Raw genomic sequence first — 22,155 nt, 5'->3', positions numbered from 1 at the left:
GATCAGGTGAGCTGGCTGGCGTATTCCGGGCAGTAGGCCCTGGTCGCGTCGACGACGAAGTAGGCGGCCTGCTTGGCGGTCAGGTCGGTCTGGCTCAGGACCTCTTCGGCAATGTCAGTCCCGTTCTTGCCTGCGGCCAACTCACCGCAGACCTGTTGGCCTTGTTGACCAGCCGCCTGGGGCGAGGAGAAGCTGACCCCGATGGCCCTCATCTGGGCTAGGAACTCTTCGTCGGTGGTGTTGGCGCTGGCGGTGCCGGCGGTAGCAACCGCAAGGCCGATCGCGCTGGCGCCGACCGCCGTGGTGAAAGCTGCAATGACGCGGGATGAGATCATCGTGGCAATCCTTTGTCTGTGGGATTTCGCTTGATGACCTCAGCGTGGAGCCGGGCGCTTGGTGGATTCTCAACAACTTCTTGGCGGCAGGGATACGCCCACGGCCGCGATCCGCGATCGCCGGGCTCTCGGCTGCGCTTTGTTCCGGTGAGCACCTACAATCTCGGTCGTGAACCTGCGGGGCAAGCGGGTAGTTGTCACCGGGGCGTCGCGAGGTATTGGTGCGGCTCTTGCGCGCGCCTTCCGCGATGCCGGTGCCGTCGTCGCGCTTGTCGCGCGGACCGAGGACACGCTCACAGAACTTGCGAACGAGCTCGGAGGCACGGCGCACATCGCTGACTTGTCAGACCCCGCCGAGGTAGCAACGCTTTTCGCCGACATTGAGGATCAGGCGGGGCCGGTTGATGTCCTCGTCAACAACGCCGCGGATGTCGTTGTCGCCGGTTTCGCCAGTGTGCACGCCGATGAGCTGCACAAGGTTACCCAGGTCAACTACTTGGCTGCTGCCGAGCTCTGCCGGCAAGCAATCCCGCGGATGCTCCAACGAAACGGCGGTCATATCGTCAACGTATCGTCGCTGATGGGCTGTACGAATCTGCCTGGCCTGCTGGTCTATTCCGCTTCTAAGGCTGCGCTTTCGCACTTCACCGCCGGGCTGCGAGTGGATCTGCGTGGATTGCCGATATCCACTACACTCGTGGAACTTGGCCCGATCCCGACAGACATGCTGGCCAAGACCAAGACCTACGAGCCCACCGCGCGGTCGTTTCGCCGCTTGCATTACACCGGGGCGCTGGTGGCCATCCCTGCCGAAAAAGTAGCTGAGCGAACCGTTATCGCGGTGCAAAAGGGGCGAAAGCACGTGCGGCTCCCCAAACGAGCGGCGGCGGTATCAATGATTGTCGAGATACCCAGGCGTGCTACTGAATTCGTACTAACCGGGATGTCCCATCAGGCCACCTGACCCGGCTGGCAGCCGATCACGGTTTGACGAAACAAAACATCCGGTAGGAGATGCCCCCGGTTTGGAGGCTTCGGTAGAACGAGCCTCCTTCTACGCCGAATACTGGACGGATCATCCAGCGGACGAAGGCAGGGAAAGTACTGTTGACCACTCTGGCTTGCCGTGCCGAATTGTTCGCCAATCCGCGTAGCACGTCGGCAGTGATGGCCTTGTCGTCCAGCATCCGCATCGCGGTATCAGCTATCGCCGCTTCCCAGTTGGGTATCTCCGGCGCGCGGCGCATATCGGAGTACAGAAAATACCCTCCGGGCCGCAGTACCCGTGCGACCTCGGCGAAGAAACGTGAAAGGTGCGGGTAGCAGTGCGACGATTCGACATTGATCACCGCGTCGAAGGATTCGTCCGGGAACGGTAGCTTCTCCGCGTCGCCTTGCAGGAAATGCAACCCGGGCGCGTCGTGCCGGCCGCGACAGAACCTGACGGCCACCCAGTTGAGATCCAACCCGGTATAGGTAGCCGGGTGCAACGTGCGCGTGAGGTACGAAGCTCCCCCGCCATGACCACAACCGACCTCGAGGACGTTCTTGTTGGTCAGATCTACTTGGGTTGCGGTTCGATGGTAGAGCTGGATGCTGTACCGGTTTGGCTCGTCCGACTCGTCGAGCGGTATGCGCATCGGAGGGTCTTCCTCGTAGCCCCAATTGAGGAAAAGAACGTCATCGACCGTGCGCCGGCGGGTCATAAAGAGGGTCACCCAAAAGTACATATATGCTGCCGCGCTCTTAAAACTCGTCCAGCGCATGTAGGATCGCACGGCGATTTTTTCAATTGTATTTGTGGAGGACATCCACAAATTGTCCCACGATGCACCTGCGACCAAAATAGTGTTGTGGGGATTCGCGTGGTGGTCCAGCCGCTATGCGGCTTGTCATATAACGACTGAACACGACTGGCCCAGCTCGGTGTCCTTGCATCGCAAGTAACCCTGGCGCCGGGCACCAGCTCGGCTAGGCGCGAATCATTTCGAAGTAGGCGCCGCGGCGGGCCAGCAGTTCCCCGTGGTTACCTTGTTCGACGATTTTGCCGGCTCGCACAACCACGATGTGATCCGCATCGCGAATTGTCGAAAGGCGATGGGCAATGATGAAACTCGTGCGATCCCTGCGCAGTTCGCGCATAGCCCGCTGGACGAGAAACTCGGTGCGAGTATCGACCGAGCTGGTTGCCTCGTCCAGAATCAACAGCTGCGGGCGGGCGAGAAAGGCGCGGGCGATGGTGATCAGTTGTTTTTCACCGGCGCTGATATTGCCGCCGCCCCCGCTGATCCGGGTCTGGTAGCCGGCCGGCAGTGTATGGACAAACCTGTCGACGTAGGCCGCCTTCGCGGCCTCGGCGATCTCGTCCGCACTGGCCTCCGGCCGTCCGTAGGCGATGTTCTCGGCAATTGTTCCGTCGAACAGCCAAGTGTCTTGCAGCACCATGCCGATTCGCGATCGGAATGTTTGCCTGTTCAGCGACGCGATATCGACCCCGTCGATCAAGATTCGCCCGGAATCGACCTCGTAGAACCGCATCAGCAGGTTCACCAGCGTCGTCTTGCCGGCTCCGGTTGGTCCGACGATGGCCAGAGTGCGGCCCGGTTCGGCCACCATGGACAGGTCCCGAATGACCGGAGTGTCGGGGTGATAGGCGAAGCTCACGTGCTGAAACTCAACGCGGCCGGATAGGTCGGCGCCCACTGCATCCGAGCCGAGGGGCGGGGACAAGATCGACGTGCGGGCCGGTTCGGGGTCCGGTGCTTCCTCGGACTCGTCGAGCAGATCGAATACCCGCTCGGCGCTGGCCACCCCGGACTGCAGGGTGTTGTACATGCCGGCCACTTGACTCACAGGCGTGTTGAATTGGCGGACGTACTGGATGAATGCCTGGATGCTTCCGAGAGTGATCTGCCCGGTGGCCACCTGCAGGCCACCCACGACCGCGACCGCGACGTAGCCGAGGTTGCCGATGAAGGTTGCCGACGGCTGCACCAGACCGGAGAACAACTGAGCGCCGAAACTGGCCTGATAGACGTCGTCGTTGAACTTCTGGAACTGTTGTCGCGCTGCGAGCTGGTGGCCGAATGTCTTGACGAGAGTGAACCCGCTGTAGGTCTCTTCCAGATGGGCGTTGAGAATTCCCGTGCTGGTCCACTGCGCCACGAACAAGCGCCGCGAACGTCGCGTGATCGCTCGCGTCACGAGCAGCGACATCGGCACCGTCAGCAGCGTGATCAGCGCGAGCAGCGGCGAGATCGAGACCATCATCGCCAGCACCGCGACCACCGTCAGAATCGATGTCAGCAGTTGGCTGATCGTCATCGACAGCGAGGATTGCACGTTGTCGATGTCGTTGGTGACGCGGCTCAGCAGTTCCCCGCGTTGGCGCCCGTCGAAGTAGGACAGCGGCAGCCGGTGCACCTTGTCTTCGACGTCGGAACGCAGCCCAGCTATGGTCCGCTGCACGGTGACGTTGAGGAGGCGGGCCTGTCCCCAAACTAGCAGCGAGGCAATCAGATACAGCGTCAACGCCAGCGCCAACGTGCGTGCTACCGCGGCGAGATGCACGCCTTGGCCCGGCACCACATCCATCCCGGACAGGAGGTCGGCGAAGGTGTTGTCGCCGCGGGACCGCGCGGCCGCGATCGCCTGTGCCTTGCTGATGCCTGCGGGCAACTGCCGTCCGATCACGCCGTTGAACAGCAGATCGGTGGCGTGGCCGAGGATCCGCGGGACGACGACTCCGATCGCGGTGCCGCTGACGCCCAGCGTGATCACCGCGAAACTGAGCCGGCGCTGCGGTGCCAGCCGCTTGACCAAGCGGGCCGCGGTACCCCAGAAGTCGCGCGACCGGGCGACCGGCGCCGGCGCGGAACCCCGTGGCCTGGCACCTGCTGCCGCGGTCATTACGCCCTCCCGATTGTGGCGGTCGCAGATTGCGAGGTGGCGAATTCGGCATAGATGGTGCAGTCCGCCAGCAGCGATTCGTGGGTGCCCGCCCCGACAATCTTGCCGTCGTCGACGACCAGCACCTGCTCGGCCTGCGCAGCCGTCGAAATTCTTTGGGTTACAACGATAATTGTGGAATCGGTGGCGACCTCGCGCAGTGCGGCGCGGACGCGTGCGTCGGTGTGGACGTCTAGGGCCGAGAATGCGTCGTCGAAGAGGTAGATGGCCGGGCGGCGGATGACCGCACGGGCGATGGCTAGCCGTTGACGTTGCCCCCCGGAGAAGTTGGCGCCGCCCTGGGCGACGCGCATGTGCAGTCCGTGTGGCCGTACGAAGTCGTCTGCCGCGGCAATCCGCAGCGCTTCCCACATGTCGTCGTCGGATACCGGCTGTTCTGGGGCCGCGCCGTAGCGCAGATTGTCCGCGACGGTGCCCGAGAACAGGTGGCTGCGTTGGGGGACGAGTCCGATTGCCGACCAGAGTCGGTCGGTGTGGTAGTCGCGGACGTCGACGCCGTCGACCATCACGGCGCCCGCGGTGACGTCGTAGAGTCGGCAGATCAGCGACACCAGCGTCGACTTGCCCGAACCGGTGCCGCCGACGATCGCGGTTGTGGTGCCGGGCAGTGCCGCCAACGAGACATCGTGTAGCACTGGGAGGTCGGCGCCGGGATAGGCGAATGTCGCGCTGTCGAGGCGCACCACACCCGTGATCCCTTCTGCCGGATACTGGGGATCTTCCGGATTGTGTAGCGAAGCAGGCGTAGCGAGCACCTCGGTGATCCGTTCGGCACAGACGGCCGCGCGGGGGAGCACGACCAGCGTCATCGTCGCCATCAACACCGCCATCAAGATCTGTGCGAAATAGGCCAGGAAGGCGCTCAGCGAGCCGATCTGCATCTGGCCCCGGTCGATGCGGAGTCCGCCGAACCAGATCACCGCGACGCTGGACAGGTTGATCGTCAGGGTGGTCACCGGCAGCATCAGCGCCTGCCAATTGCCCGCGCTGATTGCGGTGTTCGATAGTGCGGCATTGGCGGCGGCGAACCTGTCGCGTTCGAATCGTTCGCGGGCGAACGCGCGGATTACCCGCATACCGGACAGCTGGTCGCGCATGACCCGGTTGATGCCGTCGATGAGGCCTTGCATGCTGCGAAATAGCGGCAGCGTACGCCTCATGATCGAGTAGTTGGCGATCGCCAGAACTGGGATGCTGATCAGGAGCAGCCAGGTCAGCGCGACCTCTTGGTGAACGGCCATGATGATCCCGCCGACGCACATGATGGGGGCGCTGACCAGCACGGTGGCGGCGATTTGAACCAGGAACACGATCTGCCGGACGTCGTTGGTGCTCCGAGTCAACAACGTCGGCGCCCCGAAGCGGGCCGTCTCCTGTTCGGAGAAGGTGATGATGTGTTCGAACATGGCGGAGCGTAGGTCGCGGCCGAAGCCTGTCCCGGTCCGTGAGCCGAAGTAGACGGCGCCGACCGAGCACAGTATCTGTAGGGCGGTGACCCCGAGCATCACCATGCCCAGCTTGACGATGGTCGTGGTGTCGCCCTTGGCGATGCCGTCGTCGATGATCGAGGCGTTGACCGTCGGCAGATACAACGAAGCCAGGGTGCTGATCAGCTGCAGCACCATCAGCACGGCGATCAGCCGCCGGTATGGCCGGATGTACTGGCGCAGCAAGGCCAGAAGCATCTGGTAACTGTCGCACATCGCCGAAGCCCAGGTCCCACCACCAACGACGGGTTTCCCACTGGCGCTGGTTCCGCGGACGCGGCCGAAACGCCAGCTCAAGCGACATTGGTGGTTGACCCGCGGGCCTGCGGTTACAGTGACTGCTGTGATCAGCAGAAGGACCAGCATGAGGAGACCCAGCAGTGCGACGTAACGCGCGGACGCTGGCGTTGGCGGCACGGGCAGCGTTGATGGCCCTGATGGTTGTGATCCCGACGGTTGCCGGGTGCTCCTCATCCGGCGACGAGGAGCCGGGAGCGACGATCCCCTCGACCCCGGGGAACGCTGAGGGCCGTCACGGTCCCTTCTTTCCCCAGTGCGGTGGCGTCAGCGATCAAACGGTGGCGGAGCTAACCAGGGTGCCCGGGCTGATCAACACGGCCAAGAATTCGGTCGGCTGTCAATGGCTGGCAGGCGGCGGCATCCTTGGTCCGCACTTCTCGTTCTCCTGGTACCGCGGTAGCCCGATCGGGCGGGAACGCAAGACCGAAGAGTTGTCGCGCGCAAGCGTCGAGGACATCAACATCGATGGTCACAACGGTTTCATCGCCATCGGCAATGAGCCCACTCTGGGTGACTCGCTCTGCGAAGTCGGAATCCAGTTTCAGGACGACTTCATTGAGTGGTCGGTGAGTTTCAGTCGCAAACCCTTCCCGTCACCCTGCGACGTCGCCAAAGAACTGACTCGTCAATCGATTGCGAACTCGAAATGAAGCGCCTACTCGCGTGCGCGGCCGTGGTGATTGCCGCATTGGGTATTCTGACCGGCTGCACGAAGTCCATCTCGGGCACCGCGGTCAAGGCGGGTGGTGCCGGCGTTCCGCGTAATAATGACTCTCAAGAGCGGTATCCGAATCTGCTGAAGGAATGTGAGGTCCTGACCAGCGATATCCTGGCCAAGACCGTCGGTGCCGATCCGCTTGATATCCAAAGCACCTTCGTCGGGGCGATCTGTCGGTGGCAGGCCGCCAACCCTGCCGGTTTGATTGACATCACCCGGTTCTGGTTCGAGCAGGGCAGTCTGAGCAACGAACGCAAGGTCGCCGATGGCCTGCACTACGACGTCCAGACCCGCTCGATTCAGGGCATTGACTCAATTGTGATGCGGCCCGACGACCCGAATGGGTCCTGCGGCGTCGCGAGCGATGCGGCAGGAGTTGTCGGTTGGTGGGTCAATCCGCAAGCGCCCGGCATTGATGCCTGTGCGCAGGCGATCAAGCTGATGGAGCTGACGCTCGCCACCAACGCCTAGGGCGCAGTTCGCTGGGGCCGTAGTTGCTTGTTTAGCGTGGCACGTGGAAGGTGACGAGCGCGGCGCCGCCCGGTTCGAGATCTTCCCAGGAACCGTCGAGACGTAGCATGGCGAGCCCGGACGTCGGGAACTTCTCCGCGAGGCGCTGCTGCGCGGCGGCGTCGGTACCGGCAGCCCCGGCCAAAATGATCGCTAGCGAAGACGTCGTCGGCTCGTGTCCAACCACCAGTAGCGTCGTGACGTCCTCGGCGACCCGGTTGATTTCCTCGATGACCGTGCCAGGGGTGGCTTCATAGAGCCGCTGGGCATAATGGACCGGCGCATCGATGCCAGTGTGTCCCAGCGTTTCTCGGGCGCGCGTCGCCGTCGAGCACAGGACGCCGTCAACGGGCGCCACGTTGGCGCGCAGCCAATCGCCGGCCAGCCCCGCCTCGCGGACCCCCCGGGGCGCCAGCGGCCGATCATGGTCGGTGACGCCGTGGGGGTATGCGGACTTCGCGTGCCGCATCAACACGAGATTGAGACGCTGCTCGTTCACCGGGCTCACGTTAATCAGTAGTCGGTCGAGTCGCTACGCCGCGTCGTCATCTTCGTCGCCGTCGCACAAGAGCTTTTCGGGGTGGTGATAGCTGTTGGTGCGGGGCTGGCCCCGTAGAACCGCAGAGTCCAAGTGCGGGGGAGGGATCCATTCGGTGTCGCCGTTTGCGCGTTTCCGGGTGGTCCAGCCTCTTTCGGCGAGCGGGTGGTCTTGGCCGCAGGCGAAGGTCAGGTCGTTGACGTCGGTAGTGCGGCAGGCCGCATACGGGGTGAGATGGTGCACTTCGCACTGGTAGCCGGGCACATCGCAGCCGGGGCGGGTGCAGCCGCGGTCTTTGGCGTGGAGCACGATGCGTTGCCCGGGCGAGGCCAGCCGTTTGGTGTGGTAGAGCCCGATGGCTTTGCCCTTGTCAAAAATCGCCAGGTAATGGTGGGCATGGCGGGCCAGCCGGATGACATCGGCCATCGGCAACAAGCTGCCCCCGCCGGCGAGTGCTTTGCCCGTGGCCGATTCCAGCTCGCGCAGCGTGGTTGACACGATAATGCTCGCCGGTAATCCGTTGTGTTGACCTAGTTTTCCGCTGGCCAGCACGGCGCGCAGCGCGGCGTTGAGCCCGTCGTGCTGGCGCTGGGCATTGCTGCGGGTATCCCTCTGGGCGGTCTCCTCCGAAGCGGGACCATCGATCACCGGGGTCTGGTCGTCGGGATTGCACATTCCGGGTGCGGCCAGTTTGGCCAGCACCGCCTCGAGGGTGGCGCGCGCCTCGGGCGTGAGCCAGCCGGTCAGCTTCGACATGCCGTCGATGTCTTGGTTGCCCAGCGTGAGTCCGCGCCGGCGAGCGCGGTGCTCGTCGGTGTAGTCGCCGTCGGGGTGGAGGTAGTCCAGGAGCCGCTGGGCCAGCTTGGCCAGCTCGTCGGGGCGAAACCCGGTGGCCAGCGCGGCGAGGTGGGCTTCGGCGTGCTCGCGGGTGTGGGCATCCACCGTGGTGGGCAGCCGACCGAGGAATTCCCGGATGACGCGGACGTGGCCGTCGCCGAGGAGGCCGTCGCGCTGGGCTTGGGCGGTCGCGGTCAACAGCGGTGCCAGGGGTTGGCCGGTCAGGGCACGGCGGGGCCCGAGGTCGGCGGCCGCGGTGATCCGGCGGCTGGCGTCGCTGCGGGTGATGTGGAGCCGGTCGGCGAGCGCTCTGGGCAGCGTGGCGCCGAGCTCGGTCGCGGTGGCCTGCTCGCCGATCTGGTTGATCAACTCATGCTCGACGACGGGTAGCCGGCGGCGCAGCGTCTCCACGCGCTCGAGCAGCGCCAGCCTTTCCGGCGTCGTCAGGGCATCGAACGACAACCCGCAGGCGCGGTCCAGACCGTCTTCGAGCGCGTCGAGGACCGCCAGGATCTCCTCACGAGTGCTCGAACTCATGTTCGAATTCTATGACAGGCGACCGACACGAATCCCGCGCCGAAATCGCTGCGACGTCCCACGCCATGTCGGTGCCCAGCCATAGACTCGCCTTGCCTTCACCGCGAGCCATCAGGAGGAGCGACACGATGCGGTTCCTGCACACCGCCGACTGGCAGCTGGGCATGACCCGCCACTTCCTGGCAGGTGACGCCCAGCCGCGCTATTCGGCGGCCCGCCGCGACGTAGTCGCCGGGCTGGGCGCGCTGGCCGACGAGGTCGGTGCCGAGTTCGTGGTGGTGGCCGGCGACGTCTTCGAACACAATCAGCTCGCGCCGCAGGTAATCAGCCAATCCTTGGAAGCCATGCGCGCCATCGGTATTCCGGTCTATTTGCTTCCGGGAAACCATGACCCCTTGGATGCAACGTCGGTGTACACCAGCGCGCTGTTTAGAGCCGAATGCCCGCAGAACGTCACCGTGCTCGACCTGGCCGGCATTCATGAGGTCAGACCGGGCGTGCAGATCGTCGCCGCTCCGTGGCGGTCCAAGGCCCCCACCACCGACCTGGTCACCGAAGCGCTGGAAGCTCTGCGGGACTTGTCCAAGCACGCTGGCACCCGTGTCCTCGTCGCCCACGGCGGCATCGACGCGCTGGACCCCGACCGCGACAACCCCGCGCTGATCCGGCTCACCGAGGTCCACCAAGCGCTGGCCAATGGGACAGTGCACTACGTCGCTTTGGGGGACAAGCACTCGCTCACTCGGGTCGGCGGCACCGGCCGAGTGTGGTACTCCGGCTCGCCAGAAGTCACCAACTTTGACGACGTCGAATCCGATCCGGGTCAGGTACTCGTCGTCGACATCGACGACAACGACCCAGACCGCGCTGTCACCGTCGAAGCCCGACGAATTGGCCGTTGGCGGTTTGTCACGTTGCGCCATCAGGTGGATACCAGCCGTGACATCGCTGACCTGGACCTGAACCTGGACCTGATGACCGAGAAGGACCGTACCGTGGTGCGGCTTGTGCTGACCGGCTCGTTGACGGTCACCGACCGTGCCGCGCTCGATGCCTGCCTGGACAGGTACGCGCGGCTCTTCGCTTGGTTGGGGCTGTGGGAACGCCACAGCGAGCTGACGGTAATGCCTGCCGATGGGGAGTTCTCCGACCTTGGATTCGGGGGATTCGCTGCTGCCGCCGTCGACGAACTGGTCGCGACCGCGCGCGCAAGCGACGATGAAACGTCGGTCGATGCCCAGGCCGCACTGGCACTCTTGCTCCGGCTCGCCGATCGGGGTGCGGCATGAAGTTGCACCGGCTGGTCCTCGCCAATTACCGCGGCATCGCGCATCGGGAGATCGAGTTTCCCGACCACGGCGTCGTCGTGGTGTGCGGTGCCAACGAGATCGGCAAGTCGTCGATGATCGAGGCGCTTGATCTACTCCTCGAGTTCAAGGACCGGTCAACAAAGAAGGAAGTCCGGCGGGTCAAGCCGACCAATGCCGACGTCGGCTCGGAGATCACCGCCGAAATCAGCAGCGGTCCTTACCGGTTCGTATACCGCAAGCGCTTTCACAAGAAGTGTGAAACGGCGCTGACGCTCCTAGCGCCGCGCCGCGAACAGCTGACGGGCGACGAAGCGCATGAGCGCGTCCGAGCAATGCTGGCCGAGACGCTCGACACCGAGCTCTGGCATGCGCAGCGAGTGTTGCAGGCGGCCTCCACGGCGGCGGTGGACCTGTCCGGCTGCGACGCGCTCTCGCGTGCGCTCGACATCGCCGCCGCAGATTCCGGTGCCGACGCCGCGCTGTCAGGTACCGAGCCGGTGCTCATCGAGCGAATCGAGGCCGAATATGCCCGCTACTTCACCCCGACCGGGCGTCCCACTGGCGAGTGGAGCGCGGCGATCTCGCGGTTGGCCGGCGCGGAGGCCGCGGCGGCGGAATGCGCGGCGGCGGTAGCCGAGGTCGACGACCGAGCTGGGCGCCACGCCGCACTGACCCACCGGGTGGCCGAGCTGGCACGGCAACGGCAGGCTAGCGGTCCCCGGCTTGAGGCGGCGCGGGCCGCGGCCGAGCAGCTCGCGGCGCTCACCGATGAAGCGCGGGAAGCGAACCTCATTGCCACGGCCGCGGCGGCGACAGCCGCTGCGTCGGCCGGCGTCCACGCCGCCCGGTTGGGGCTGTTGACCGAAATCGACACTCGCACTGCAACGGTCGCCGGCCTAGAGGCCGAAGCCGCAGAAGCCGCCGATGAACTGACGACAGCGAGCGCGGCTGCGGAGGCTTGCGACAGCGCGCTCGAGAATGCCACTCGGACACTGACGACGGGACAGCTTCGCGTCGAATCTGCTCGGCGCGCTCTCGATCATCTGCTCGACCGCGAGGAGGCCGACCGGTTGAGAGGTCGGCTGGCCAAAGTCGACGAGATCCGGCATGAGCGCGACCGCGTGTGCGCGAGTTTGTCCGCGGTCACGGTGGACACCGAGGTGATGGGCCGAATCGACGATGCCGCCGCCGCCGTCGACCGCATCGCCGCACAGCTGGCATCGATCTCGACCGCGGTGGAATTCACGTCGGTCGCCGACATCGAGCTGAGCGCCGGCGAGCGGCGGGTATCGTTGGCGGCCGGCCAGAGCTGGTCGGTCACGGCCACCGGCCCCACCGAGGTGGACGTGCCCGGCGTCCTGACGGTGCGGGTTACCCCCGGCGCCACCGCACTCGACGTGCAGGCGAAATATGCTGCGGCACAGGAAACATTGGCTCAGGCACTGGTGGCCGGCGATGTTGCGGATCTTGGCGCCGCACGGGCCGAGGACCTGCGGCGTCGCGAATTGGAGAGCAGCCGAGACAAGCTCACCGCCACCCTCTCCGGTCTGTGCGGAGATGATCAGGTCGACCAGCTGCGCGAACGGCTCGCGCAGTTGCTTGCTGGACAACCGGGCGAACCCGATGTGCTGACGACGGACGGTTGTTTCGATAGCAAGGCCGCCCGAGCCGAACTCGAGGCGGCGGAGGCGGCTCGTGCAACGGCGGCGGCCGAGCACGAGAGCCGCCGTCTGATCGCCGGTGCCGCCGCTGACCGCTGCACCGAAGCATCAACGGGGTTAACGGTGCTGCGGAACAACGCAGCAACGCAACGCGGCGAACTCGATGTGGCCACAGCTCGATTGGCCCGGGAGCGGGCGTTGGTCCGCGATGAGGAACTCGCCTGCGCGGCCGACGCGGATATGCGTGCTCAACAGGCCGCCGAGCGGCGACTGGCGGAGCTGAACGAAGCGCTGGCCGCCACTGCGCCGGACGCGGTAACCGTGGAACTGGCCGAAGCCGCAGAAGCGACCGAGTCGTTGGAGGAACGCCACCGCGATGCCAGCCGTGCGTTACGCGAGATCAGTATTGAACTTGCGGTGTTCGGCAGCGAGGGGCGTAAAGGCAAGCTTGACGTGGCCGAAACGGAGCGCGAGCATGCCGTCGACGAGCACGCACGGGTGGGCCGCCGGGCCCGGGCCGCGCAGCTACTACGGTCGGTCATGACGCGCCACCGAGACACCACCCGCTTGCGTTACGTCGCGCCGTACCGCGCCGAGCTGCAACGTCTCGGTCGCCCCGTGTTCGGGCCTACGTTCGAGGTCGAGGTTGGAAGCGACTTGCGGATCAACAGCCGCACCTTGAACGAGACCACGGTGCCGTACGAGTCCCTGTCTGGCGGTGCGAAAGAGCAGCTCGGCATACTGGCCAGGTTGGCTGGCGCGGCTTTGGTTGCTCAGGAGGACACTGTTCCGGTGGTGGTCGATGATGCATTGGGGTTCACCGATCCAGACCGGTTGGCCAAGATGGGGCAGGTCCTCGACACGGTCGGCGGCCAGGGACAGGTGATCGTGTTGACCTGCAGTCCCGACCGCTACCAGGGCGTCAAAGGTGCGCGCCGGATCGATCTCCACGCCGTACACTGAGCCCAAAACAGGGATGTGCGATGGACGCTCACTTCGATTATGTAGTAGTCGGTACCGGGTCAGCTGGGGCCGTCGTGGCCAATCGACTCAGTGCCGATCCGGCCACGACGGTGGTGGCGCTAGAAGCCGGGCCCCGCGACAAGAACAGGTTCATCCGGATTCCCGCGGCCTTCGCCAAGTTGTTCCGCAGCGAGATCGATTGGGATTACCTGACCGAACCGCAGCCTGAGCTCGCGGACCGCGAAATCTATTGGCCTCGCGGCAAGGTGCTCGGTGGCTCGTCGGCGATGAACGCGATGATGTGGGTACGCGGATTCGCCGCCGACTACGACGAATGGGCACTCCGCGCCGGCCCGCAGTGGTCGTCCGCGGAGGTGCTCGGGTATTTCCGCCGCATCGAGAACGTCACCGACGCATGGCATTTTGTCAACGGCGACGACAGCGGAGTGACCGGCCCGCTGCGCATTTCCCGTCAGCGCAGCCCGCGGCCCTCGACCGCGGCCTGGCTGGCAGCGACCCGAGAGTGCGGATTTCCCGCTGCGCAACCGAATTCCCCAGCACCGGAGGGTTTCTGCGAGACCGTCGTGACCCAGCGCCGGGGCGCGCGGTTCAGCACCGCCGACGCCTATCTGAAACCGGTACTGCGCCGCAAGAACCTCACCGTGCTCACCGAAGCAACCGCAACCCGCCTTCTCCTCGACGGATCCCGAGTGGTCGGTGTCCACTATCAACGAGATGGCCAGCCGTGCATCGCTTATGCACGCCGCGAGGTGGTGCTCTGCGCCGGCGCCATCAACACCCCACAGCTGCTGATGCTCTCTGGCGTCGGTGACCGCGACCACCTCGCCGATCACGGTATCGAGACCGTCTACCACGCGCCCGAGGTGGGACAGAACCTCATCGACCACCTCGTGGCAGTCCTCGGCTTCGACGTCGCGGCCGACAGCTTGTTCGCCGCGGAGAAGCCGAACCAGTTGATCGGCTATCTGCTGCGACGCCGCGGCATGCTCACCTCCAACGTGGGCGAGGCGTATGGGTTTGTCCGGAGCCGACCCGAACTGGAGCTCCCCGACCTTGAATTGATCTTTGCTCCAGCTCCCTTTTACGACGAGGCGCTGGTCGCACCGTCGGGGCATGGCGTGGTGTTCGGCCCGATCCTGGTCGCCCCCCAAAGCCGCGGCCAGATCACACTCAGGTCCGCCGACCCGCAGGCCAAGCCGATCATCGAACCGCGTTACCTTTCGGATCCAGGCGGCGCGGATCGCGCGGCAATGATGGAGGGCTTACGAATGTGCGCGCGGCTCGCCGAAACCCGTGCGCTAGGCACGCTCCTCGGGCCGATCGCGCGACCGCGCGACCGCACCGAGCTCGACCAGGCCACCCTTGAACTGGCGCTCAACACCTGCTCGCACACCCTGTACCACCCGATGGGCACCTGCCGCATGGGTAATGACGACGCCAGCGTGGTGGATCCGCAGCTACGGGTCCGCGGGGTCAATCGGCTTCGCGTCGCCGACGCCTCGGTGATGCCGAGCACGATTCGGGGACATACCCATGCACCGTCCGTGCTGATCGGTGAGAAGGCCGCCGACCTCATTCGCGGCTGAGTATGCGATTCTCTGCACTATGGAATCCGTGGGGGGTCGGCGCCAATGACGATGAACGAAAAGCGCCGCAAGGTGCACGACAAGCTGGCAGGTCTGCCCGGCGTGCGGCCGCTACGCCGGCCGGTGGCGCCGGGAAGTGACGAGGAATTCGACCTGTATTACGTGCGCGCCGGCCGCAAGTCGGCCCATCCGCTCGTGATCATCCCCGGAGGTCCCGGTGTAGCGTCGCTGCAGTTGTACCGAGGGCTGCGGCGGCGTGCCGTAGCAGCCGGTCTTGACGTCATCATGGTCGAGCACCGAGGCGTGGGGATGTCGCGCCACAACGACTCGGGCGCCGACTTGCCGCCCCAGGCGATCACCATTGAACAGGTAGTCGATGACGTGGCTGCGGTGCTCGATGACGCTCACGTGGAGTCAGCCGTCATCTACGGCACGTCGTATGGAACCTATATTGCGGCGGGGCTGGGTGCGCGTCATCCCGGCAGGGTGAACGCGATGATTCTCGACTCACCACTGCTGTCCCACAACGACATTGCGGTCGCTCGGGATGCCATACGCGGACGGTTGCTACAGGGTGATGATCCGGAGACGGCCGCGCTGGCACCCAAGGTTCGCCAGCTTGTTGACGCAGGGGTGATGACCGCCTCGGCAGGCCAGGTTGCGGCGGCGGTGTACGGCTACGGCGGCACGTCGCTGCTCGACCGCCAGCTCGATCTCTTGCTGTCCGGACGGATATGGTTGTGGCGCAGATTGTCCCGGTTCATGACAGTGGCGAATCGCAAGATGCCCTACCGCTACGAGGTGGACTTGGTCAGCCGCATTGCCTTCCGCGAGCTTGACTATGCCGCTGAGCCGGATGGCCTACCCCTCGACCCCGCTTTGGCCATACGTGAAACTCTGCATGCAACAGCTTTTTTCGAAGCGGAACCCTATGACCTGGTGGCCGAGTTACCACGATTTCGATGGCCCACGGTCGTGATCTCCGGTGGCCGCGATCTCACCACACCGACCGCGGTAGCTGAGCGCATCGTGACGCTATTGCCGAACGCGGTGCTTCTGGCGCTGCCGTCGATGGCGCACAGCGCTCTGGACTTTCGCGAGCCTGCCGCCCTGGCCATCGCCGCGGCGGTATGTCGAGGCGAACTCGACGGTCTTGCCGGCCAGGCACCGATCTTGGACGCGCTTCGGGCACGCATGGTCGTCCGGTTGCTGTGGAAAGCGGTCGACGTGGCCGCGGCTGCCGAGGGTGTCCTTCCCGCGCTGCCACAGCTGCGGCGGCGGCTCAGCGTCGCATGAACCCGATGGCGGTGTAGTCCAGGTCGGCGAGACCCGTTGCGCCGAAGTTTGCCAGGATGTTCCGGACTGCGACGTCACCGGGCGATTGCGTCAGCGGGAGGCTGAATCCTTCGGCCCAGATGAGCTTGTCCACCTCGTTCGCCAAATCGCGCGCCTTGGCGGGATCGAGTTCTGCCAGGGTTCGCTCGATCGCGGCGTCGATTTGGGGGCTTCCGATCTTGCCGAAGTTCCCTTCGCCGTCGGACGCATAGATCTGGGGGAGCCCCGACAGCGGGAATGCGTCGCCCACCCAGCCGAACTGAGCGATGTCAAATGCCCCGACGTTGATGTAGTCGGTGAAAAAGCCGCTGCCGGACTTGGCTTGGAGTTCGAGTTTCACGCCGATCTGCGCAAGGCTGTGCTGCGCGATCTGAGCGAACTGCCGGGTGCTTTGCGCGTCGTAGAACAGATCGCGGATGACGAGCTGGCGACCGTCCTTCTGCCTGAATTCGCCATCGAGCTTCCAGCCCAGCGCGTCCAGGTCCCGCTTCGCTTGCTCCGGGTCATACGCAACAATGCCGCTGTTGTCCTGATAGCCCTCCTGCCCAGCGACGAACACATGGTTGTTCAGGGGCACCGGATCCTCGGTCAGGCCGTATTGTGCGACCTTGGCGATAGTCTGGCGATCAATGCCCCTGGCGACTGCGAGGCGCAGGGCTTTGTCGGCGAGGATCGACCCGGCGGCGCCGTTGAAGGTGAAGTGGTACCAGCTGGGCCCGGCGGCGCAACGGATCGAGATGCCTCGGGTGCGCGCCGCGATGGTCAGCTGGTCGAGCGTGCCGACTCCCGTCGCGTCGATCGTATTGTTCTGCAGCGCGGGCAACCGCGCGGCATCATCGAGCACCAGGTAGGTGATGCTGTCCAGGCGTGGGCGCTTGCCCCACCATTTCGGGTTGCGCGTCAACACGATCCGTTGTTTGGCCCGGTCCAGCGACGACACGATGAATGGGCCGGCCGACGGACCCGGACCGGCGAGCTGGCCCTTGTTGAACGCCTCGGGCGTGGCGGTCGCGCTGGCGGGCAGCAGCCTGCCATTGCCCGCAAACATTCCGCGCCACTCGGCGTACGGCCGCGCGAAAGTCATAACGGCCTGCCGGTCGTCGATGCCTCGGGTTACCGACGCCACGCGATCACTACCGCTGCTGCTCGCGATTTCGAATGCCTCGTCTTCCCCACTGGTGGCATGGATCTGGCTGGCAATGTCGCGCCAGGTGATCGGCGTGCCGTCGGACCAGACCGCGTCCGGGTTGATGGTGTAGGTGACCACCTGCGGTGCGGTCTGCGTGAGCTCAATACTGGTGAAGTAGTTGGTGTCGACCCTCGGGGAGCCGTCCGGGCCGATGACGAACGCTCGCGGCAAGGTGGCCTTCATCATGGACGCAACGCCAGCTTCATTGCCGTCGATGTGCAAGGTGTTGAAATTCGCCGGAAAGTCGGTCAGCGCCAGCCGAAGGTCGCCGCCGTCTTGGAGTGTGGCGGGATCCTGCGGATTAATGTCGCTGGTGACGCCGACCGCGGCGCTGCCGCAGGCTGCTGACGAAAGTTGGCTACCTGCCGAGCATCCGGTCAACACCAGACCGGCCGCCAGAACGGTCGCCGCGACTCGGCCGCTCCGACTAGCCACGGCGGGTCGGCTAGCCACGATTGGCTGGGTCCGGTTGCGGCACCGCGGCCAGGAGCTGTTGGGTGTATTCATGTTTCGGATGGCTGAACACCTCCTGACTGTCGCCCTGCTCCACGACAGTGCCGGCGAACATGACAACCACCTGGTGGGCAAGGTGTTTGACTACCGAAAGATCATGGGAAACAAAGAGATACGACAGCCCGAACTGCTCCTGCAAGTCGAGCAGCAGGTTGATGACTCCGGCCTGGATGGACACATCGAGCGCCGACACCGGTTCGTCGAGAGCCAGTATCTTGGGCCGCAGCGCCAGAGCCCGCGCGATCCCGATGCGCTGTTTCTGTCCGCCGGAAAATTCGGCGGGGTAGCGACTGGCATCCGCGCGGCGCAGGCCTACGATGTCGAGCAGCTCGGCGACCCGCGCGTGCGTGTCGCCCTTGCCGAACCCATTGGCCTGTAGCGGCTCCGCGATGAGGTCGAATACGGGCAAACGCGGGTCTAGGGATGCCACCGGGTCTTGAAAGACGACCTGAATATCACGCCGTAGCGATTGCCGGCTAGCGGGCGTCAGAGCAGCGACATCGTTGCCCAGCACTTCGATCGATCCAGATTGGGGCGCAGCCAGTTCCAGTATCTCGTGCAGGGTGGTCGATTTGCCCGAACCGGATTCACCGACGATGCCGAGTGTACGGCCCTGCCGCAATTCGAGACTGATGCCGTCGACCGCGCGGACCTCGCCGATGGCCCGCCGCAGCAAGACACCCTTGGTCAGGCGGTAGGTCTTGACCAGATCACGGACACGCACGACGACTGGCGTATCGCCGGGTCCTGCCGTGATGGTCTCAGTGTTGACCCCGTAGATTTCCGCGGCGCCGCGCCCGACGACATGGTCGGTGCGGATGCAAGCCGCGCGGTGATCGGTGGCGACGACAGCCAATTCCGGTTCATTCGTGCGACACTCGTCGACGACCAGCGGGCAGCGCGGTGCGAAAGGGCAGCCGGCCTGCAGGCCGGCCAGTGACGGGGGAGCGCCGGGGATGGGAACCAACCGGGTGCCCTGCGAAGCATCCAGCCGGGGAACCGAACCCAATAAGCCGACGGTGTAAGGCATCTGGCGATTCCGGTAGAGGTCACCCACCCCGGCCGACTCGACGACCCGGCCCGCGTACATCACCAGCGCCCGGTCGGCGAATTCGGCCACTACGCCAAGGTCGTGGGTGATGATCAGCACCCCGGCGCCGGTGACGTCGCGCGCCGTCTTGAGCACGTCGAGGATCTGCGCCTGCACGGTCACATCCAGGGCGGTCGTGGGCTCGTCGCAAATCAACAGGTCAGGATCGTTGGCGATCGCGATCGCGATGACCACGCGTTGGCGCTCGCCGCCGGAGAGCTCATGGGGAAACGCGCGGGCCCGTTGGGCCGGTTGCGCGATGCCAACAAGTTCTAGCAATTCCACTGCGCGCTTACGGGCGGCCTTCTTGCCGATGCCGGGATCATGCACTTCGAGGGCCTCAGCGATTTGGTCGCCGACGGTGTAGACGGGCGTCAGCGCCGACATCGGATCCTGAAACACCGTGCCGATCGTCTTCCCGCGGAATCGTGACATGGCGTCGTCGGCGAGCCCCAGCAGCTCGGTGCCGTGCAGTCGCACCGAACCGCCGACGGCGGCGTACTCAGGCAGCAAGCCCACCACTGCCATCGCCGCCGCCGACTTGCCCGAACCCGATTCGCCTACCATCGCCACCACTTCGCCGGGGTCGACGTGATAGCTGATGCCGCGTACCGCGGTCACCGGTTCGTTGTCGGTGGGAAAGGTGACCGCCAGGTCGGTCACTTCGAGCAACGGGCTCATTGGGCACCCCGCCGGAGAGTTCTGCTGGCCGGGTCCAGCGCGTCACGCAGGCCGTCGCCGGTGAGGTTGGCACACACCAGAATCAGAACGAGTATCCCTGCGGGAAACAGGAAGACCCACGGAAAGGTGGTCGCTGATTGGGTGCCGTCGGCGATCAGGGTGCCCAACGAAACATCCGGTGGCTGAATGCCGAAACCGAGAAAACTCAAGCCAGTTTCGGCCAGAATCGCGGCGGCGACATTAAGCGCGGCGTCGATGATCAAGATGGATGCCACGTTCGGCACCACGTGGTTGATGATGATTCGGCGGCTGGATACGCCCATATACCTGGCGGCCCGGATAAATTCGCGTTCACGCAGGCTCATAGTCATCCCGCGCACCATGCGGGAGCTGATCATCCAGCCGAAGCCGGCCAACAGCAGGACGAGGAAGATGATGTTGGCCGAGCTCTTGGTACGCGGCGTGACGATGGCGATAAGGATGAAGCTGGGTACTACCAGCAACAGGTCGACCAGCCACATCAGCGCGCGGTCTCGCCAGCCCCCGAAGTAACCCGAGATCGCACCGACCGTGGCCGCGATTGCGGTGGAGATCACCGCGACACACACGCCGATCAGCATCGACTTCTGCATACCCCGCAGTATCTGCGCCAGCAGGTCTTGGCCCAGCGCGTTGGTGCCCAGCCAGTGCCTGGTGTTCGGCGGCCGCAGCAACGCGTCGAAATCCAAGCTGTCGTAGGAGTAGGGCAGCAGTGGGGGCAGCGTATAAGCGCTGACGAATAGCAGGACCAGGACCGCCAACGACGCCACCGCGGCCCGGTTGCGCAGGAAACGGCGCAGCACCAGGGTGCGTCGCGAGGTGAATTCCGTTGGTTCGGTAGGTTCGGTCACTGTCATGACACCCGCACCCGTGGGTCAAGAGCCGCATAGATGACATCGGACAGCAGGCCAGCCAGCAACACCACCGAACCGGCGAAAACCGTGATGGCCGCGACGATGTTGGTGTCTTGGGTCGAGACACCCCGAATCATCCACTCGCCCATTCCATGCCAGCCGAAGATCTTCTCGACGAAAACCGCGCCGGTGACCAGCCCGGCCACGCCATAGGCGAACAGTGTGGCCATCGGTATCAGAGCGGTGCGCAGCCCGTGCTTGATCAGCGCGCGCCGCCGGGTGAGCCCCTTGGCGCGGGCGGTGCGAATGAAATCCTGGCCGAGGACGTCGAGCATTGCGTTGCGTTGGTATCGGCTGTAGCCGGCGGCAGCGCCGAGCGCCAGCGTCAGCGATGGCAGCACCAAGTGCTGCAAGCGGTCGCCCAGCGTTGCCCACACGCCACCGGTGACACCCGGTGACGTCTCGCCGGTGTAGTCAAAGAGCTGAATGCCCACCGCCCAGTTGGTTCGTAGCGCACCCAGGATCAACAGGTTGGCGATGACGAACGTCGGCGTGCTCAGCACCAGCAGCGCCAGCGTGGTCACGACGCGGTCGCTGAGCCGGTACTGGCGGATGGCACCCCACGCCCCGAGCGCCACGCCGATGACTGTGCCGAATACCGATCCGATGACCAGCAGTCTCAGGCTAACCGCGATGCGGCGGCCCAGTTCGGTGCTGACTGGCTGGCCAGTGATGGTCGTCCCGAAATCGCCACGAACCGCGTGCGAGACCCAGTTCACGTAGCGGGCTGGTATGGGCCGGTCCAGTCCGAGGTCGTGGGCCTTGGCGTCGATGACCGCCTGCGGCGGGCGGGGACTGCGCTGCATCAAGCTTTCCAGCGGCGAGAAGGCCAGCGAGGTCAGGCAGTAGGTCAAGAACGATGCCAGTGCCAGCAACACCAGGTAGTTGAGTAACCGGCGTGCCAGAAAGCGTGTCATGCCTGGTGGCCCCGCCCATGTCGCATGGGGACAGGGTAGCGATCGGGTTGCGCGGTGTGCTGGGTGCCGTCGCTAAGGGGTTTGCAATCGTGCTGATTCAGATCAGTGCCATCCGCCCGGCACGCCGTTAGCCTCCCTCACCAACAGGTGCGGTGATTCCGCGGACCGCGATGTGTGAGGAGACGGGTGTGACGGTTACCGACGACTACCTAGCCAACAATTCCAACTACGCCAGCGACTTCATCGGTCCGCTTCCGATGCCGCCGAGCCAACGCATCGCGATCTTGGCGTGCATGGATGCCCGGCTCGATGTCTACCGGCTGCTCGGCATCAATGAGGGGGAAGCGCACGTCATCCGCAACGCGGGCGGGGTCGTCACTGACGACGCCATCCGGTCGCTGGCGATCAGCCAGCGGTTGCTGGGTACCCGCGAGATCGTCCTGATTCACCACACCGACTGCGGGATGCTCACCTTCAACGACGATGACTTCAAACGCGCCATCCAGGACGAGATCGGGGTCAAACCGCCCTGGGCGGGCGAGGCGTTTCCCGACCCGGCAGAGGACGTCCGCCAGTCGTTGCGGCGCATCAAGCACAGTCCGTTCGTGACCAAGCACGCGTCCTCACGCGGCTTCGTATTCGACGTCGCCACTGGCAAGCTCAGCGAAGTGATCGCCTAGCTCAACCGACCCTGTCGGTGGCAAG

Annotated in this window: 18 protein-coding genes; 8 read left to right on the top strand and 10 right to left on the bottom strand. The window is 64.9% G+C overall.

The genetic code is table 11. The features are described 5' to 3' along the window. Positions 1 to 2: 2 nt before the first annotated feature. On the bottom strand, positions 3 to 335 hold the full coding sequence (locus tag F6B93_RS16635) for a DUF732 domain-containing protein (RefSeq protein WP_425518466.1): 333 nt from the start codon (positions 333 to 335) through the stop codon (positions 3 to 5). A 169-nt stretch (positions 336 to 504) separates the two neighbouring features. Between F6B93_RS16635 and F6B93_RS16630 the strand changes: the two genes are divergently transcribed. Next, a complete protein-coding gene (locus F6B93_RS16630) occupies positions 505 to 1,299 on the top strand; it encodes an SDR family NAD(P)-dependent oxidoreductase (RefSeq protein WP_211696058.1) in 795 nt (264 codons plus the stop codon). Between the two features lie 16 nt (positions 1,300 to 1,315). Here the strand turns inward: F6B93_RS16630 and F6B93_RS16625 are convergent, their stop codons facing one another. The 3 genes from F6B93_RS16625 to F6B93_RS16615 form a co-directional block, all read right to left on the bottom strand. After that, the gene (locus tag F6B93_RS16625) at positions 1,316 to 2,146 is read right to left on the bottom strand and encodes a phthiotriol/phenolphthiotriol dimycocerosates methyltransferase (RefSeq protein WP_425518465.1); all 831 of its coding nucleotides are present in this window, start codon (positions 2,144 to 2,146) and stop codon (positions 1,316 to 1,318) included. Between the two features lie 160 nt (positions 2,147 to 2,306). Further along, positions 2,307 to 4,244, bottom strand: coding sequence for an ABC transporter ATP-binding protein (locus tag F6B93_RS16620; protein WP_211696057.1), 1,938 nt, complete (start codon positions 4,242 to 4,244; stop codon positions 2,307 to 2,309). Continuing rightward, complete coding sequence (locus F6B93_RS16615; RefSeq protein WP_211699553.1) at positions 4,244 to 5,989, bottom strand: ABC transporter ATP-binding protein; 1,746 nt, start codon at positions 5,987 to 5,989, stop codon at positions 4,244 to 4,246. Before F6B93_RS16615 ends, F6B93_RS16620 begins: the two co-directional genes overlap by 1 nt. 182 nt (positions 5,990 to 6,171) lie before the next feature. Between F6B93_RS16615 and F6B93_RS16610 the strand changes: the two genes are divergently transcribed. Beyond that, a complete protein-coding gene (locus F6B93_RS16610) occupies positions 6,172 to 6,741 on the top strand; it encodes a DUF3558 domain-containing protein (RefSeq protein WP_425518464.1) in 570 nt (189 codons plus the stop codon). After that, positions 6,738 to 7,280 carry a DUF3558 domain-containing protein gene (locus F6B93_RS16605; protein ID WP_211696056.1) on the top strand — a complete coding sequence of 181 codons (543 nt, stop codon included), beginning with the start codon at positions 6,738 to 6,740 and terminating at the stop codon, positions 7,278 to 7,280. The genes F6B93_RS16610 and F6B93_RS16605 overlap by 4 nt, the downstream gene beginning before the upstream one ends. A 31-nt stretch (positions 7,281 to 7,311) precedes the next feature. On the opposite strand, the gene F6B93_RS16600 is transcribed toward F6B93_RS16605, so the two are convergent. Together F6B93_RS16600 and F6B93_RS16595 are read right to left on the bottom strand one after the other, a co-directional pair. After that, positions 7,312 to 7,818: a SixA phosphatase family protein gene (locus F6B93_RS16600; RefSeq protein ID WP_211696055.1), complete on the bottom strand. Its 507-nt coding sequence runs from the start codon at positions 7,816 to 7,818 to the stop codon at positions 7,312 to 7,314. A gap of 33 nt (positions 7,819 to 7,851) precedes the next feature. After that, positions 7,852 to 9,231, bottom strand: coding sequence for an HNH endonuclease signature motif containing protein (locus tag F6B93_RS16595; protein ID WP_211696054.1), 1,380 nt, complete (start codon positions 9,229 to 9,231; stop codon positions 7,852 to 7,854). Between the two features lie 128 nt (positions 9,232 to 9,359). Between F6B93_RS16595 and F6B93_RS16590 the strand changes: the two genes are divergently transcribed. The 4 genes from F6B93_RS16590 to F6B93_RS16575 are packed head-to-tail and all read left to right on the top strand — an operon-like array spanning position 9,360 to position 16,068. Continuing rightward, positions 9,360 to 10,520 carry a metallophosphoesterase family protein gene (locus F6B93_RS16590; protein WP_211696053.1) on the top strand — a complete coding sequence of 387 codons (1,161 nt, stop codon included), beginning with the start codon at positions 9,360 to 9,362 and terminating at the stop codon, positions 10,518 to 10,520. After that, on the top strand, positions 10,517 to 13,165 hold the full coding sequence (locus tag F6B93_RS16585; protein WP_211696052.1) for an AAA family ATPase: 2,649 nt from the start codon (positions 10,517 to 10,519) through the stop codon (positions 13,163 to 13,165). The genes F6B93_RS16590 and F6B93_RS16585 overlap by 4 nt, the downstream gene beginning before the upstream one ends. Before the next feature lie 20 nt (positions 13,166 to 13,185). Then, positions 13,186 to 14,772 carry a GMC family oxidoreductase gene (locus F6B93_RS16580; RefSeq protein WP_211696051.1) on the top strand — a complete coding sequence of 529 codons (1,587 nt, stop codon included), beginning with the start codon at positions 13,186 to 13,188 and terminating at the stop codon, positions 14,770 to 14,772. Between the two features lie 45 nt (positions 14,773 to 14,817). Further along, on the top strand, positions 14,818 to 16,068 hold the full coding sequence (locus F6B93_RS16575; protein ID WP_211696050.1) for an alpha/beta hydrolase: 1,251 nt from the start codon (positions 14,818 to 14,820) through the stop codon (positions 16,066 to 16,068). On the opposite strand, the gene F6B93_RS16570 is transcribed toward F6B93_RS16575, so the two are convergent. From F6B93_RS16570 to F6B93_RS16555, 4 genes are read right to left on the bottom strand one after another with little or no spacing between them, the layout of a single operon-like run. Beyond that, positions 16,055 to 17,731, bottom strand: coding sequence for an ABC transporter family substrate-binding protein (locus tag F6B93_RS16570; protein WP_246540812.1), 1,677 nt, complete (start codon positions 17,729 to 17,731; stop codon positions 16,055 to 16,057). The genes F6B93_RS16575 and F6B93_RS16570 overlap by 14 nt on opposite strands. A 10-nt stretch (positions 17,732 to 17,741) precedes the next feature. Beyond that, on the bottom strand, positions 17,742 to 19,580 hold the full coding sequence (locus F6B93_RS16565; RefSeq protein WP_211696048.1) for a dipeptide ABC transporter ATP-binding protein: 1,839 nt from the start codon (positions 19,578 to 19,580) through the stop codon (positions 17,742 to 17,744). Next, positions 19,577 to 20,476, bottom strand: a complete 900-nt coding sequence (locus tag F6B93_RS16560; protein ID WP_211696047.1) for an ABC transporter permease — start codon at positions 20,474 to 20,476, stop codon at positions 19,577 to 19,579. The genes F6B93_RS16565 and F6B93_RS16560 overlap by 4 nt, the downstream gene beginning before the upstream one ends. After that, positions 20,473 to 21,450: an ABC transporter permease gene (locus F6B93_RS16555; RefSeq protein WP_211696046.1), complete on the bottom strand. Its 978-nt coding sequence runs from the start codon at positions 21,448 to 21,450 to the stop codon at positions 20,473 to 20,475. The genes F6B93_RS16560 and F6B93_RS16555 overlap by 4 nt, the downstream gene beginning before the upstream one ends. Positions 21,451 to 21,638: 188 nt before the next feature. Here F6B93_RS16555 and F6B93_RS16550 point away from each other — a divergent pair, with 188 nt between their 5' ends. Continuing rightward, positions 21,639 to 22,130 carry a beta-class carbonic anhydrase gene (locus F6B93_RS16550; RefSeq protein WP_211696045.1) on the top strand — a complete coding sequence of 164 codons (492 nt, stop codon included), beginning with the start codon at positions 21,639 to 21,641 and terminating at the stop codon, positions 22,128 to 22,130. Positions 22,131 to 22,155 lie beyond the last annotated feature (25 nt).

The organism is Mycobacterium spongiae (assembly GCF_018278905.1).
GTDB classification, from domain to species: domain Bacteria; phylum Actinomycetota; class Actinomycetes; order Mycobacteriales; family Mycobacteriaceae; genus Mycobacterium; species Mycobacterium spongiae.
The sequence above is the reverse complement of the archived record's forward strand: the minus strand, read 5'-3'. Positions and strand labels throughout refer to the sequence as shown.

Coding starts and splice junctions, on each gene's coding strand:
- F6B93_RS16625 (WP_425518465.1), bottom strand. CDS start 2,146: ATGTCCTCCACAAATACAATTGAAAAAATCGCCGTGCGATCCTACATG.
- F6B93_RS16605 (WP_211696056.1), top strand. CDS start 6,738: ATGAAGCGCCTACTCGCGTGCGCGGCCGTGGTGATTGCCGCATTGGGT.
- F6B93_RS16590 (WP_211696053.1), top strand. CDS start 9,360: ATGCGGTTCCTGCACACCGCCGACTGGCAGCTGGGCATGACCCGCCAC.
- F6B93_RS16575 (WP_211696050.1), top strand. CDS start 14,818: ATGACGATGAACGAAAAGCGCCGCAAGGTGCACGACAAGCTGGCAGGT.
- F6B93_RS16585 (WP_211696052.1), top strand. CDS start 10,517: ATGAAGTTGCACCGGCTGGTCCTCGCCAATTACCGCGGCATCGCGCAT.
- F6B93_RS16615 (WP_211699553.1), bottom strand. CDS start 5,989: ATGCTTCTGGCCTTGCTGCGCCAGTACATCCGGCCATACCGGCGGCTG.
- F6B93_RS16560 (WP_211696047.1), bottom strand. CDS start 20,476: ATGACAGTGACCGAACCTACCGAACCAACGGAATTCACCTCGCGACGC.
- F6B93_RS16555 (WP_211696046.1), bottom strand. CDS start 21,450: ATGACACGCTTTCTGGCACGCCGGTTACTCAACTACCTGGTGTTGCTG.
- F6B93_RS16565 (WP_211696048.1), bottom strand. CDS start 19,580: ATGAGCCCGTTGCTCGAAGTGACCGACCTGGCGGTCACCTTTCCCACC.
- F6B93_RS16595 (WP_211696054.1), bottom strand. CDS start 9,231: ATGAGTTCGAGCACTCGTGAGGAGATCCTGGCGGTCCTCGACGCGCTC.
- F6B93_RS16580 (WP_211696051.1), top strand. CDS start 13,186: ATGGACGCTCACTTCGATTATGTAGTAGTCGGTACCGGGTCAGCTGGG.
- F6B93_RS16620 (WP_211696057.1), bottom strand. CDS start 4,244: ATGACCGCGGCAGCAGGTGCCAGGCCACGGGGTTCCGCGCCGGCGCCG.
- F6B93_RS16635 (WP_425518466.1), bottom strand. CDS start 335: ATGATCTCATCCCGCGTCATTGCAGCTTTCACCACGGCGGTCGGCGCC.